The sequence below is a fragment of the uncultured Winogradskyella sp. genome, from assembly GCF_947498345.1.
GTDB lineage: Bacteria > Bacteroidota > Bacteroidia > Flavobacteriales > Flavobacteriaceae > Winogradskyella.
The window spans coordinates 191400-205087 of sequence record NZ_CANMJY010000002.1 but is presented as its reverse complement, the minus strand read 5'-3'; the positions used below and the strand labels follow the sequence as shown (position 1 = coordinate 205087).

Below are 13688 nucleotides of genomic sequence, written 5' to 3'. Positions count from 1 at the left end.
CTTAGAAAAGAGAAGCCTTAACATATAATTTAAATTTAAAAAAATGAGATATCCATTTATACTCGTCATGTTCTTTGTATGCCTGATTTCTAGGGCTCAAGAAGACGATTTATTGAGTGAAATAGATACAGATTCTATTGGAGAGCAATATGCCACAGCTACCTTTAAAGGTCTGAAAATTGTAAATTTTGAATCCACAAAACTTGTAGCAAAAAAGGAATTAACCCTTATTGTTTCGCATAGGTTTGGGAGCATAGAAAATGGATTTGACAGCTTCTTTGGTCTTGATGATGCTGTAACCAGAATTAACTTTGTCTACGGTATAACTGATGCTATAAACATTGGTGTATCTCGTAGTTCTTTTCAAAAAATTTATGAAGCTTCAGCAAAATACAGATTAGTGAGGCAAAAAGAAAATGGTTTTCCATTTACAATAGTTGCCTATAATTCAATATTACTTAATACTGCATTAGAAGAAGAAAATTTACCAAAGTTAGAATTTAGTGATCGTCTTGGGTATACAGCACAGTTGCTTATATCTAAAAAAGTAAGTTCAAAATTGTCATTAGAAATGGCCCCAACATTTTTTCATGACAATTTTGTGGCTTACGATGAGCAACACAACTCTCAGTATGCTCTGGGATTTGGTGGACGACAAAAACTTGGCAAGCGTTGGTCTATAAACTTAGATTATGGCTGGCATTTAAATCGTGCTAAAGATTCACCGTTTAAAAACCCCTTGTCTATTGGATTTGATTTAGAAACCGGAGGTCATGTATTTCAGATGCATTTCTCAAATGCTCAAGCCATGAATACTAATGGTTTTCTAGGACAAGCTACAGGAGATTGGAGTGACGGAAACATCTACTTTGGATTTAATTTAAGTCGTGTATTTTAAAATCTATAATTATGAAATCTAAATATCTCGTATCATTTTTTATTATCTCGTTTTTCACTAGCTGTTCGTACAATAGTGAGGACGATTTAATTGAAGCTATTATTATTGAGGACTTTGTAACCTATGAAGCCAATATTAAACCAATTATAGACAACAACTGTATAGGTTGTCATAACAGTCCACCTGTAAATGGAGCCCCAATGACATTAACAACATATAACTCTGTAGTTGAAGCTATTGAAAACAGAAATCTAATTGGTAGAATATCTACTAATGACCTGTCTTCATTAATGCCATTTGGAGGTCCAAGATTGCCACAAAATCTTATAGACCTTGTGATTCAGTGGGAACAAGAAGGTCTATTAGAAAATTAAAACCCTTAATAACACTAAAATCAGATAATCAATAATAACTCTTTACAAAATGAAAAAAATCACATTTATAGTACTGCTGTGTATCAGTTTAAGTGCGATCGGACAAAATAAATACTTGACCAAAACCGGGACATTGGCTTTTGAAGCTTCTGTACCTTCATTTGAAGAAGTTGCAGCCAAAAATAAATCTGTAACCGCTATCTTAAATACAGACAACGGTGAATTTGCTGCACTAGCATTGGTTAAAGCTTTTCGTTTTAAAAATGCCTTAATGGAAGAGCATTTTAATGAAAATTATGCCGAGTCCGATAAACATCCCAAGGCTACTTTTAGAGGCAAAATAGAGCACTTTAATTTTGAGAGTTTAAGTGTTTCTAAGAGTACAACATTTGTTAACGGCTCATTAGCCTTTCATGGTGTAACTAAAGCAATAAAAGATATTCCTTTAACTATAAAGCTAGTAGACGATAAAATTATTCTATCAGGAAGTTTTAAGGTACTGGTATCAGATTTTGAAATTGAAATCCCAAAGATTGTCGCCAATAAATTATCGAATGAAGTTGAAGTTGATTTTAATTTTGAATTAGTCAAAAAATAATTTGCCTAAAAAACCAAATTTTTAAGCAGAATTTCTACTTGCATTAATATTACCAAACATAGCGCGCGTTACCATTTTTGAAAATATTTCGAGTTGAGCTTCGTCTTTATCTTCAGCTTTTTCTAACTCTTGTATTTTCTTCAATGCATATTGTTGTATGGTAAGTAATGGCAATACTATAGATTCCCTAACCTCAATAGAAGCCTTTCCTACGGGTTCATTTTCCATTAAATTTTCAAAACCTGCGAGTTTTAAAATTAAGCGTTTAGAGGTTTTATATTCTTCATAGATAAGATTCCAAAAATCCCCATATTCTTTATCTTCAGACATATACTTGGTTAAATCGAAGAATGATTTGGTTAAAGACATCATACTATTACTAATCAACGCATTAAAAAACCTGGACTCGTTATACAATTTTTGAACTTTTTCAAAATCACCATTGTCTTCATAAACTTTAAGCGCAGTACCCACACCAAAAAAGCCAGGTACGTTTTGCTTTAATTGTGTCCAACTACCTACAAATGGTATAGCACGTAAATCTGAAAATACCAACTCTGTAGATTTTCCTCTTTTTGATGGGCGACTACCAATATTTGTCTTAGCATAATACTTTAGTGTACTCATATTTTGTAGATAACTTAGAAACTTTGGGTGCTTTTTAAAATCTACATATGTTTGATAACTCAAATCCGCCAGGTGATTCATAACCACTTTATTTTCTGAAGACATTTCTTTGTTCTTGTCATTTAAACGATTAGAAATTCCCGAACTTATAAGTTGTTCCATATTGTATTGTGATGAATCTAGCGTCCCAAAATTAGAGCTTATGGTTTGCCCTTGTATGGTTAATTGAATTTCTTTGTCTTCAATAGTTGGACCTAATGAAGAATAAAACTGATGTGTTTTTCCACCACCTCTTGCCGGAGGTCCACCACGACCATCAAAGAATATAACATCGATACCATAATTTCTTGATAAGCTTGTTAAAGCCTCTTTGGCTTTAAAAATTGCCCAATTGGCCATAAGATAGCCACCATCTTTGGTACCATCACTAAACCCAAGCATAATGGTTTGTCTATCTCCTCGTGCCTTGATATGTGCTCTATAATTAGGGTTGGTATATAAATCTTCCATAACCTGAGGTGCATTCTCCAGGTCTGGGACCGTTTCAAATAACGGCACAACATCAGCTGTGAGGATATCATTAAACGCTACAACCTTTAGCATAGCAAACAACTGTAATACATTTAATGTCGTTTGGTTATTGCTTATGATATAACGGTTACAAGCAACTTCACCATTTTCATCTTGTATGGATTTCATGGCTTTTATTGTATTAACAATATTTATAGCCAGTTCATCTTTAAATTCAATATTGCCCATTGGACCTTTAACTTGAGATAAATGCTGAAGTTGTTTTTCCAGACTTAAATCAAAAAAGTCTTTCGGAAATAGATCACTGCCATTAGCTATCAATTCTGTTACTAAGGCTCTAAACATCGCATCATGCACTCTACTATCTTGTCGTATATCTAAGCTTGCAAAATGATAACCAAACAAGGTCGTTTTATTGATTAAGCTCGTAACTCTATCTACATAAAGTGATTGGTGTTGTTCTATTAATTGAGTTCTAATGGCTCGCAATTCATTAGCAAATTCATTTACTGAAATACCATTTTCTTTATTTAATAAGCTATCTACTAAACCATAATTTAAAGCTATGACACGCTCTCTAATGCCTCTAAAACTCAAACGACGTCGCAGATATTTTATGTCTTTAATATATTTTTTAATAATGGATTCTTTTAATTTTTTGGCCACATTTCTTGTAATTTCAGGAGTTACAAAAGGATTACCATCGCGATCACCACCAGGCCAAAACCCTATATTTAGTATTGGATTTTCTATTTCTCTATCGTCAAAAATATTTTGCTGTGCGTAATCGTAAATACTACCAAACGAATGATAGAATACATTTTTTAAATACCATATCAGGTTTTTTGCTTCGTCGTAAGGCGTAGGTTTTTTGTCCTTAAAAAATGGAGTTTTACCCAATTGAGCCAATAAACCATTAATCTCTTGTAGATTGTTGTCTTTAACCGCTTCAGATAAATCTGTAATTATCCCAAGTACGGCACCAGGATAAAACTGTGTAGGATGTGCTGTGAGTACTATCCTAACTTTAAAATATTCGAGATATTCTTGAAGTAGCTCTTTTTTATTTTCGGCTTGTGCATTTTCTTTTAAACTTCTTAAAGAGCCTATACCATCCATATTATTTACTGTAGAAAATGAAGCATCCTCAACTGCATCAAATAAAACCACCTGACGTTCTATATACTGAATAAATCGAAATAATAAATTAATTTGACTTTGGGGTGAACGCCTGGCCTGATACTTTTTAAAAAATGTATCTACTATTTCTGTAGGGTTATCGCCAGCTTTAAACCCTTTTTGGCAGGTTTCAAAAAACAATGGTAATAGTGCTACAGTCTTTGATATTGTATCGAAAGGTAAGTTCATAAAAATCCCATTATAGATTTGGTATTTCTGGAGAACTTCTGTGTTGAATCGTTTTAATTTAGGCTTAATAGACATCTCATAAAATTTAAACTTAAAAATACTAAAGCTAACTTAGATTAAATATGAATTATTGGTTAAATTTTAATACCATGTTAATACATCTTAAGAATGACATAATTACTTATTATCTTTGATAAAAATTAGAGTATTATGTTATCAAAAACAATAGAAGCTGCATTAAACAAACAAATACGCATAGAGGCTGAATCTTCTCAAGTATATTTAGCAATGGCTGTTTGGGCTGAAGTAAAAGGATTAGAAGGTATTTCTAACTTTATGTATGATCAATCTGATGAAGAACGCGAACATATGTTAAAGTTGGTAAAGTTTGTAAACGAGCGTGGTGGACATGCCCATATCTCTGAGCTCAATGCACCAAACGTAACCTTTAATTCATTTAAAGAAATGTTTGAAAAGCTTTTAGAGCACGAAATTTTTGTATCTGAAAGTATTAATGAACTGGTACACATTTCGCTTCAGGAAAAAGATTATGCATCTCACAACTTCTTACAATGGTACGTTGCTGAACAAATCGAAGAAGAAGCTGTTGCAAGAACCATCTTAGATAAAGTTAATATGATTGGTGACGATAAAGGTGGATTGTATTTATTTGATAGAGATATACAACAACTTACGGTGAGTTCTGCTGCTGACACACCTACTGAATAGAACGTTCTCAATAATGTATAACAGAAAACTGGTAAACTTAAATAGGTCTACCAGTTTTTTTACGATGACATTTCAACTAAACAATGTTAAAATTTATTTAGAATAAATAAGAATAACTATTTTTGTGACCAAATTTAAAGATCCTCATTTACTAGGGAACTGAAGATGGGCAAAAAAAAGAAAGACAAAAAGCTTAAAAAACAACGTATAAAAGTTCTTGAGACTTCTGGCTTTGACACTTTGGGTAAGGTAAAGTCTAAATGTTGTAAAAAGTATAAAAAAGCAGAGCATAAACGCTGTAAAAAATGCCCATGTTTTGATCTTATTAAAAAAGTAGCTTAATATTTTGCGTTATTTGTAATGTTTTTCTTAGTAAACAGACTTAGTTGAACATGATACGTACTTTCAAGGAATTTTCTACTGATGCATTTTTTAAAATAGGTAATACTTCTAATTTAAAGTCCTTTTTTAAACCTCAACAAGTAGAGCTATATACGTTTATTTGGAGTCATTCCCAACCTATAGAACTTATAATTGATAGTATTCCATTAGCTCTAGAGCCTAATAGTATATTGGCCTTAACACCTATTCAATATTTACAATATATAGAAGGGGAAAATGCAATCGTTTATCAATTCAACAGAGAATTTTATTGTATTAAAGACCATGACCAGGAAGTCAGCTGTGTTGGTATGTTATTCTTCGGAAATACAAACATTCCAATAATACATCTCGATACTAACGAACAACAAAAATTTAAAACACTTCACGAAGTTTTTATAGATGAACTAGAGACCGAAGATAATATTCAGGCAGAAATGCTACGTATGTTAATGGCTAGATTTATTATTAAAAGCACACGGCTTTTAAAAGCCAAAGAAGGTGTTATTGAAACACCTAAAAGTTCTAAAGTAGATTTATTAAGATCTTACAATTTCTTAGTAGAACAGCATTTTAAGACTGAACATAGTGTCTCTTTTTATGCAGACCAATTGTTTAAATCCCCTAAGACCCTATCCAATAATTTTGCAAAACTTAACAGAAGTCCGTTACAAATCATTCACCAGCGTATTGTATTAGAAACAAAACGTCTTTTAACCTATACAGACAAAACCGCAAAAGAGATTGCATACGAAGTCGGCTTTGACGATGCCTCTCACCTTAGTCGATTATTTAAAAAGTATACTTCACAGTCACCTTCTGAGTTTAAAAAAAGTATAAAATCTTCACATTAGGAAAAATTGACAAGCCTTAGGGCAAATTCTTCATTTTATAACACTGGCTTCTACTCCATCTTTGCATTGTAATAATAAAACAATTGAAAGATGACATTTAAAAACAAATCAATATTCAATCTCATTGAAATATTTAGAAGTAGCCCAAAACGTATTATTAATACCATTGTACCAAAAACGCATTGCGAACAAAAGCAAATTCACGACTATTATTGTGATGCTGAAAAACCTCACATAAGTCAATAGGAAAAATTGACAAGCATAAGGGAATTATAATCATTTTATAAGAGCCTAATCAGTCGCAACTTTGTACCAGCAAAAAACAATTATTAAAAACAATACTCTGAATTTAAATTCAGAATAAAAACTAAAAATTATGAACACATTTAATGTACCAACAAGAGAAGAAGTAAGTACTAACAACCAAGCAATTTTTGATAGCCTAAATAAAGGTTTAGGTTTTGTACCAAACTTATACGCAACGTATGCACATAGTGATACAGCATTAGAAAACTACTTAAACTTTGCTAATGCTAAAACATCATTATCTGCTAAAGAAAAAGAAGTAGTGAATTTAGCCGTAAGCCAAGTAAACGAATGTATTTATTGTCTTTCTGCACATACAGCAATAGGGAAAATGAATGGCTTTACAGATGAGCAGATCTTAGAGCTAAGAGCGGGTTATTCTTCTGTTAATACTAAATTAGATGCCTTAGCAAAATTAGCTAAAAACATTACTGAAAACAGAGGTAGAACAGACCAAACTGTTTTAGAAAATTTCTTTAATGCTGGTTATACTAAAGGTAATTTAATTGATACCATTTCTTTAGTAGGAGACAAAACTATATCTAACTATGTACATAGTACAACACAAGTTCCTGTTGACTTTCCAGTAGCGCAACCTTTAGAACTAGAAACTATTTAATAATTAATAAACCATAAATTTTAAAAATCATGAAAAAAATCATTTCAATATTAGTAATAGCTTTAGCATTTTCATTACAAACAAATGCTCAAGACAAAATGATGAAAAAAGATAACGTAAAAACAGTTTCTTTAGAACAAACTAAAGGAGAGTTTACGCAAAAATCTTTAACACTGTCTGAAGGGACTTATATCTTTGAAGTATCTAATAACAATGCAGCACCAGAAGTAGGATTGGTATTGATCGAAGATGGTAAAGATGGTTCGGATGCTAACAACCATATTAAAGAAGCTTATGTTTCTCAAATGGTAAAACATGGAAAAACAGAATCTTCTAAATCTGTAACACTTAAAAAGGGGACTTATAAATATTTTTGCCCTTTTAATGAAACACCTCAATATACTTTAGTTGTTGAGTAGAGGATTAATTATATAATAAACTATAAAAAGAGCTAACCAATGGTTAGCTCTTTTTAATTACTAATTCATCGAAAAGGATTATTTCCCTAACATTAAAAGTTCGTTACAAACTACTTCTGTTGTATAGCGTTTCATCCCATCTTTATCTTCCCAGGAGCGTGTTGTTAATTTTCCTTCTATAGCCACTTCCTTTCCTTTGCCTACAAATTTTTCTACAATTTCAGCCGTTTTACCCCAAGCCACTATATTGTGCCATTGCGTATCGGTTACTTTTTCACCTTGAGCGTTCTTATAGCTTTCGTTTGTAGCGATTGAAAATTTTGCAAGGATTTTACCACTTTCTAAATTGATGATTTCCGGATCATTTCCTAAGTTACCAATCAACTGTACTTTGTTTCTTAATGTGTTCATGTGTTCTAAATTTTAATGATTAAACAGTTAATACTATCGAGTTCTTATGTTACGACATGGCAAAGATTGTGAGGTTGGCAAATTTTAGTCGGTAGTTACCTATTTACATTCGTTTGTAAATAATTGTAGTCGTTTGTAAATAAATAATGTCATATATGCCTAGGCATCTATATACAATTTACCACAAACTTTTAAGGAAATTCTACAAAACGTTGGAACACGTTTTTTTAATGTGAAGTACGCAATTCATTTAACCGTCTTTCCCTTGCTACCTATTCAGCAATTCGAGATTGAGCATCTTGCCTACCATTCAAGGTATAATTAAACTATTGCAGTCAATGAACGTGAAACCTATTAACTAAAAAAGATTCCGTAAATAATTGGTATAACAATAAATATACAAGCTATAATATTTAAACCTAATGTAAGTTTGTCAATCGCTTCAATATTAGCGTGTTTTTTATTCTCAAGAGATTGTACAAGTTGAGATAATAAAAATATACCTAAACCTATAAAAAATAACCAAAGCATATTAATCTTTCTTCTTGTCCTCTTTTGGACTAGGTACAGACACTTTTAGAACGTCGTCCAATGTGCCTTTTATTTTTAAGCTGTCGTTTTCGACTGGCTTTTTGTCGTGATTTTTTGCCATAAAACAAAGATAGTTAATCTTTTGGCATCAAGTAAATATCATTTATATTTATCAAAACAATAAAACTAAATAATTTGAGAGCAGCTGTTGGAGATTCTGTAAAAACAATTTTAAAAGAAAAATTAAATGAATTATCAGCATCTATATACAACTTTACACTAACCAGAAAAGTATAATTCCAGATTATTGAAAGTCCATTTTTTGAAGTATGTAAGCCAATCAATTTAAGTAATGTATTACCACCTTATCGGTAAAGCTACTTAGGCTCTTGCCGAACAAAGTTCAAATTTATTATCTTAGCACCTATTAAGACTGGTTAGGGGGTCTTAATATAATAATCCCTTATAACCGTATGGTTAACCCTAAAATTAATAGCCTTCTAAAAGCACTTCCCTCAAGAGGTGCTTTTTAATCCAAGTAAAATACTATCTCTGTATCTCATCGGCAGGATTATCAATAAAACAAAGACCTATTATCCAAATAGAATATCTATAAAATAAATGTCTTTGTTTTTTAATTATATTTATAAGTAACATTAATTTATTAAAAGATGAACGAACATCAAGCAAACCAAATGCTGGATTTACTAGATCATATAGCTAATTCACTAAATCGTATAGAAGATAGATTAGAGGGCAATATAGACCTATCTAAAATAGAAACGACCTTATCTTATATGGAAACCTCTTTATCAACAATTGAATCAGATGTTGGAAGTATAGAGCAGTCAGTTTAAATTATTTTTATTTGTTGTCTTTAGGATTTCAGTTTAAGCTTTGCTTTAATTTGTCACTAAAACTTAATCGTTTTTAAGGTACTTTTTTAGGGAACCGATACCTGTTTACACCAATAAGCAAAGTTTAACCAAGCGGCTTTAAGACTCACAACATGGTTTTAAAATAAAAGAAAGCACCCATAAGGGTGCTCATTGTCTTTCGTTATTATTAAGGGGTCTAATCAAACAAGAATAAATACAAAAAGTAAATCCCTAAAATACTTTTTGATGCGTAAATGTAAGAAAAATATTAAACTTAATTGCTCTTACTTCTTTTTTGTATATAACTTAAATAGTTATTGTGATTAATTGTAGTTTTAAAGCAATTGACGGAAATAATAAAACTCGGCTTACATTTATTTAAATGAAACAACTTCTTAGCTATATCTTACCAATTACAAAAACCATAGAGTCTAAGCATAGTGGTACTTTAGAAATCACATGGCATAACGGCAAGAAGCACCTTAACTCCCAAAATGCTAATTACAGTTATGGTTCACTACAGCGTATTCTAAAATATGGATTAGAGAAAATAAACCTATCTAAAGTCAATACTACATTAATTCTAGGCATGGGAGGTGGAAGTGTTATTGAAACACTACGGCAAGATTTTAACTACAATAAACCTATTACTGCTGTAGAAATTGATCCTGTAATTATTGACATTGCAGATACCGAATTTGGTATTTCGGAAAACGAAAACCTAAAAATTCACTGTATTGATGCCTTAGAGTTTGTACAAAATAGTACTCAAACGTTCGACTTAATTATTGTAGATCTTTACATAGATCTTTCTGTTCCCAGTCAATTTATTTCTGAAGCTTTTTGGGACAATATCATTAAATTAAAGTCCTCAAAAGGAGATGTTATCTTCAATGCGTCTGTAAAAGATGCTAAAAACCAAGCACTAAAACCACTTATTGAGTATCTAAAAACAAAGACTTATAAAGTCGAAGTCTTTGAAAAAGTAAACAATACCAATACACTAATCATTCTAAAACATTTGTAAACGAATATTTTGTACCTTGTCTATGTATGGAATATAATATTGGTAAAAGCATTGAAATTTTAGAACAAACACCTAAAACCTTAAGGTCATTTCTGGAGAATCTTTCAGATGATTGGGTTTTTTGCAATGAAGGAGTAAATACTTGGAGTGCTTACGACATCGTCGGACATTTAATCCATGGTGAAAAAACGGATTGGATACCTCGGCTACATATTATTCTAAGTAATTCTGATGAGAAGGTTTTTAAACCCTTTGACCGGTTTGCACAGTTTGAAGACTCAAAAGGAAAATCACTCTCTAACTTACTTGATGAGTTTGAAGTTTTAAGGCAACACAACCTTAATACTTTAAAAGACCTAAACGTATCAAATGCCCAATTACAATATAAAGGAATTCATCCAGAATTAGGGGAGGTGACTTTATCTCAATTATTAGCAACTTGGGTTACACACGATTTAGGTCATATTGCGCAGATAAGTCGAGTGATGGCTAAGCAATACAAAACTCAAGTTGGTCCCTGGATAAACTATATTTCAATTCTAAATTAAGTTTTATGAAAAGACAATGCCCTGAGTGTGGAGATAAAATTATTGGTAGAATAGATAAAAAATTCTGTAGTGATGGCTGCAGAAATACTCACAACAATCGCCTAAATAAAGATTCTAAAAATCTTATAAGAAATACCAATAATCGATTACGAAAAAACTATAGAATTCTCGAAATCTTAAATCCTAATAAAAAGACCAAATGCTCAAGAGCAAAAATGATAGAAAAAGGCTTTGACTTTAATTATTTTACAAGTATTTACAAAACCAAAGCCGGTACTGTATATTATTTTGTGTACGATCAGGGCTATTTACCTTTAGAAGGCGAATATTACGCTTTGGTAAAGCGTGATGATTAATTCGCTATCCTTTTGTTTTGCTATTCCAGTTTACACCTTTAAGCTTTAGTGCAGCTTTTAAAATATCTTTTTGGCTAATCTGCCCAACCAACTTACCATTTTCTACAATGGGGAAACGTCGTCTCTTAGATTGTAAAAATTTATTTGCTGCATCAAATACATCCATATTACCATCTATGGTTTCTACATTAGTAGCCATACGTTTTTCTACATTGTCATGTTCTAGAGGCATATTATAGTAACGACTCTCGCTTAGCTGTTTTAGACAATCCCCTTCAGAGATAATACCAACCAATTCTTGTTGGTTATTTACCACTGGACCACCAGATATTTTGTACTTTATCAGAGATTCAACCACTTCTTGTACAGACTGGTCTGGTTTAAACGTTATAAGATTGGTGGTCATGTAATCTTTCACTTTTAATGCAACCTGCTCGTTAGTGTTTTGCTGTTGCTTTCGCGCACCTTGAAAACTTTTTATTCCCATAACGATATATTTTTAGAGTTCATTTTAAAGTTACTGAAAATTAATTGGTTAACAAAATACTGAGCCTTTGGTCTAATATTCTGTATTTTTATCGTTAAGAATTATAATAGAAATTGAAGAAACAAATAAGTGTTATCGGTTGTGGATGGCTTGGATTCCCTTTAGCAAAAAAGTTGATTCAACAAGGCTACACTATTAAAGGTTCAACAACTTCTAAGAATAAATTAGAAATCCTTAAAAATGCCTCCATAGAAAGCCATATTGTTATGCTAAATGAAGACGGCATCTCAGGAGATTATACAGCATTTCTAGCAAAAAGCGAAACAGTAATCATTAATATTCCACCTGGGCTGCGAAAAAACCCATCAAAAAATCATGTTACAGAACTAGAGTATTTGGTCTCGGCAGTAGAAGGGCAACGTATTAAAAATGTGCTTTATATAAGCTCTACATCTGTGTTTAAGGACGAAGTACATTTTCCGATTATTGAAGAAAACACCATACCTAACGCTACTTCAAATTCTGCAAAACAGTTAATTGCTATTGAGCAAATGCTTCAAGATAATGTCAATTTTAACACAACCATTCTTAGATTTGGAGGATTGTTTGATAAGGATCGGCATCCGGCTAAATTTATATCAGGAAGAAATAATGTTTCAAACCCAAATGCGCCAATCAACTTAATTCATAAAGATGATTGTATCTCCATTATTTTAACTTTAATAAAACAAGATATTTGGAATATTAGCCTTAATGCTGTGTGTCCAAAACATTTAGACAAAAAAAGTTATTATTCTGATTATTGTAAGCGTTATAATTTGCCCTTACCTAGTTTTTATTTTTCAGAAAAAAGCAAAGGAAAACGCATAGACAGTTCTAAATTGGTACATCTTTTGAACTATAGTTTTAAACAGGCACCCTAGAAATTAACGGATAACAATATAATTAATAGTTTTTTAAGTAGTAAATCCTTAAATTTTTATAGTTTTAGCCCTTTAAATTTAGAAGACAAATGAAACAGATTACAATTGCAGTTATTATGTTGTTCTCGGCAAGTATTTTCGCCCAGACCAATACAGAGTTAAAAGACCACTATGAAGTTTATTATCAGCAAATGAAAAAACAAGGAGATGTGCAAGGTATCATTAACGCGATTACACATCTTAATATTTTAGAACCATCAATTGCCAGACAAGATACATTAGCTTACTTATACCTTTCTGAAGGTAAGTACTTGCAAGCATTAAACACTATTGGTGTTGAGAAAAATGCTACAGATTCTGACATTAATGTTGAAGTTAAGGCTTTAGCACTTAAAAATTTAAATCAGCCTAAACTTGCTTTAGAGCACTATGAAGAATTATTTAAGCGAAACCCTAATGTGTTTTTAGCTTATGAAATGGCTGATATGAAACTACAAACCAATGATATTGCAGGTGCTAAAAGTAATATTGAATATGGTTTAGCCAACGTAAAAGATGATATGAAGCGTGCTTTTTACGAAACACAACAACCTTATGAGACTTCTATGAAAGCCGCTTTATTATATCTGAAAGGTATAATGTTGTATTCAGAAAATAAAACTAACGTTGACGCTTCCATTAAATTAATGAATGATGCTTTAGCTATTGATACTAATTTTAATATGGCAAAAGTATCTCGCCAGGCTTTAGAAAATCAAAAAGCACAACAAGCTGCTGCTACTAAAAAGAATTAAAAAATCTTTCCTAAATAAAAAGTGCTGCT

The 13688-nt window shown here is 31.7% G+C and carries 18 protein-coding genes; 15 read left to right on the top strand and 3 right to left on the bottom strand.

Annotated elements, in window-relative coordinates; translation table 11 throughout:
- Positions 1-43: 43 nt before the first annotated feature.
- The 3 genes from Q0912_RS04075 to Q0912_RS04065 are packed head-to-tail and all read left to right on the top strand — an operon-like array spanning position 44 to position 1870.
- Complete coding sequence (locus tag Q0912_RS04075; protein ID WP_299112328.1) at positions 44-898, top strand: DUF5777 family beta-barrel protein; 855 nt, start codon at positions 44-46, stop codon at positions 896-898.
- Between the two features lie 11 nt (positions 899-909).
- Positions 910-1272, top strand: a complete 363-nt coding sequence (locus Q0912_RS04070) for a hypothetical protein (protein ID WP_299112326.1) — start codon at positions 910-912, stop codon at positions 1270-1272.
- A gap of 49 nt (positions 1273-1321) precedes the next feature.
- Positions 1322-1870, top strand: a complete 549-nt coding sequence (locus Q0912_RS04065) for a YceI family protein (protein ID WP_299112324.1) — start codon at positions 1322-1324, stop codon at positions 1868-1870.
- Positions 1871-1891: 21 nt separating this feature from the next.
- On the opposite strand, the gene Q0912_RS04060 is transcribed toward Q0912_RS04065, so the two are convergent.
- Entirely contained in the window at positions 1892-4471 is a 2580-nt protein-coding gene (locus tag Q0912_RS04060) for a phosphoenolpyruvate carboxylase (protein WP_299112322.1), read from the bottom strand.
- Between the two features lie 135 nt (positions 4472-4606).
- Here Q0912_RS04060 and Q0912_RS04055 point away from each other — a divergent pair, with 135 nt between their 5' ends.
- From Q0912_RS04055 to Q0912_RS04030, 6 genes are all read left to right on the top strand, one after another.
- Positions 4607-5125: a ferritin gene (locus Q0912_RS04055; RefSeq protein ID WP_299112320.1), complete on the top strand. Its 519-nt coding sequence runs from the start codon at positions 4607-4609 to the stop codon at positions 5123-5125.
- A 165-nt stretch (positions 5126-5290) separates the two neighbouring features.
- A complete protein-coding gene (locus tag Q0912_RS04050; protein ID WP_299112318.1) occupies positions 5291-5467 on the top strand; it encodes a hypothetical protein in 177 nt (58 codons plus the stop codon).
- A 50-nt stretch (positions 5468-5517) separates the two neighbouring features.
- Entirely contained in the window at positions 5518-6360 is an 843-nt protein-coding gene (locus Q0912_RS04045; protein ID WP_299112316.1) for a helix-turn-helix domain-containing protein, read from the top strand.
- A gap of 90 nt (positions 6361-6450) precedes the next feature.
- Positions 6451-6606: a hypothetical protein gene (locus Q0912_RS04040; protein ID WP_299112315.1), complete on the top strand. Its 156-nt coding sequence runs from the start codon at positions 6451-6453 to the stop codon at positions 6604-6606.
- Between the two features lie 130 nt (positions 6607-6736).
- On the top strand, positions 6737-7285 hold the full coding sequence (locus Q0912_RS04035) for a carboxymuconolactone decarboxylase family protein (RefSeq protein ID WP_299112313.1): 549 nt from the start codon (positions 6737-6739) through the stop codon (positions 7283-7285).
- 29 nt (positions 7286-7314) lie between these two features.
- On the top strand, positions 7315-7704 hold the full coding sequence (locus tag Q0912_RS04030; protein WP_299112312.1) for a cupredoxin domain-containing protein: 390 nt from the start codon (positions 7315-7317) through the stop codon (positions 7702-7704).
- Between the two features lie 78 nt (positions 7705-7782).
- Here Q0912_RS04030 and ssb read toward each other — a convergent pair whose 3' ends face one another.
- Entirely contained in the window at positions 7783-8115 is a 333-nt protein-coding gene (ssb, locus tag Q0912_RS04025; protein ID WP_299112310.1) for a single-stranded DNA-binding protein, read from the bottom strand.
- A 1202-nt stretch (positions 8116-9317) separates the two neighbouring features.
- Between ssb and Q0912_RS04020 the strand changes: the two genes are divergently transcribed.
- From Q0912_RS04020 to Q0912_RS04005, 4 genes are all read left to right on the top strand, one after another.
- A complete protein-coding gene (locus Q0912_RS04020; protein ID WP_299112308.1) occupies positions 9318-9503 on the top strand; it encodes a hypothetical protein in 186 nt (61 codons plus the stop codon).
- Positions 9504-9906: 403 nt separating this feature from the next.
- A complete protein-coding gene (locus Q0912_RS04015; RefSeq protein WP_299112307.1) occupies positions 9907-10551 on the top strand; it encodes a fused MFS/spermidine synthase in 645 nt (214 codons plus the stop codon).
- 26 nt (positions 10552-10577) lie between these two features.
- Complete coding sequence (locus tag Q0912_RS04010) at positions 10578-11099, top strand: DinB family protein (protein WP_299112304.1); 522 nt, start codon at positions 10578-10580, stop codon at positions 11097-11099.
- A 5-nt stretch (positions 11100-11104) separates the two neighbouring features.
- Positions 11105-11455 carry a hypothetical protein gene (locus Q0912_RS04005; RefSeq protein ID WP_299112301.1) on the top strand — a complete coding sequence of 117 codons (351 nt, stop codon included), beginning with the start codon at positions 11105-11107 and terminating at the stop codon, positions 11453-11455.
- Between the two features lie 4 nt (positions 11456-11459).
- Here the strand turns inward: Q0912_RS04005 and Q0912_RS04000 are convergent, their stop codons facing one another.
- Positions 11460-11942: a CBS domain-containing protein gene (locus tag Q0912_RS04000; RefSeq protein ID WP_299112298.1), complete on the bottom strand. Its 483-nt coding sequence runs from the start codon at positions 11940-11942 to the stop codon at positions 11460-11462.
- A gap of 113 nt (positions 11943-12055) precedes the next feature.
- Here Q0912_RS04000 and Q0912_RS03995 point away from each other — a divergent pair, with 113 nt between their 5' ends.
- Both Q0912_RS03995 and Q0912_RS03990 read left to right on the top strand, forming a co-directional pair.
- Positions 12056-12865, top strand: a complete 810-nt coding sequence (locus tag Q0912_RS03995) for an SDR family NAD(P)-dependent oxidoreductase (protein WP_299112296.1) — start codon at positions 12056-12058, stop codon at positions 12863-12865.
- A gap of 89 nt (positions 12866-12954) precedes the next feature.
- On the top strand, positions 12955-13659 hold the full coding sequence (locus tag Q0912_RS03990) for a hypothetical protein (protein WP_299112295.1): 705 nt from the start codon (positions 12955-12957) through the stop codon (positions 13657-13659).
- Positions 13660-13688: the final 29 nt, after the last annotated feature.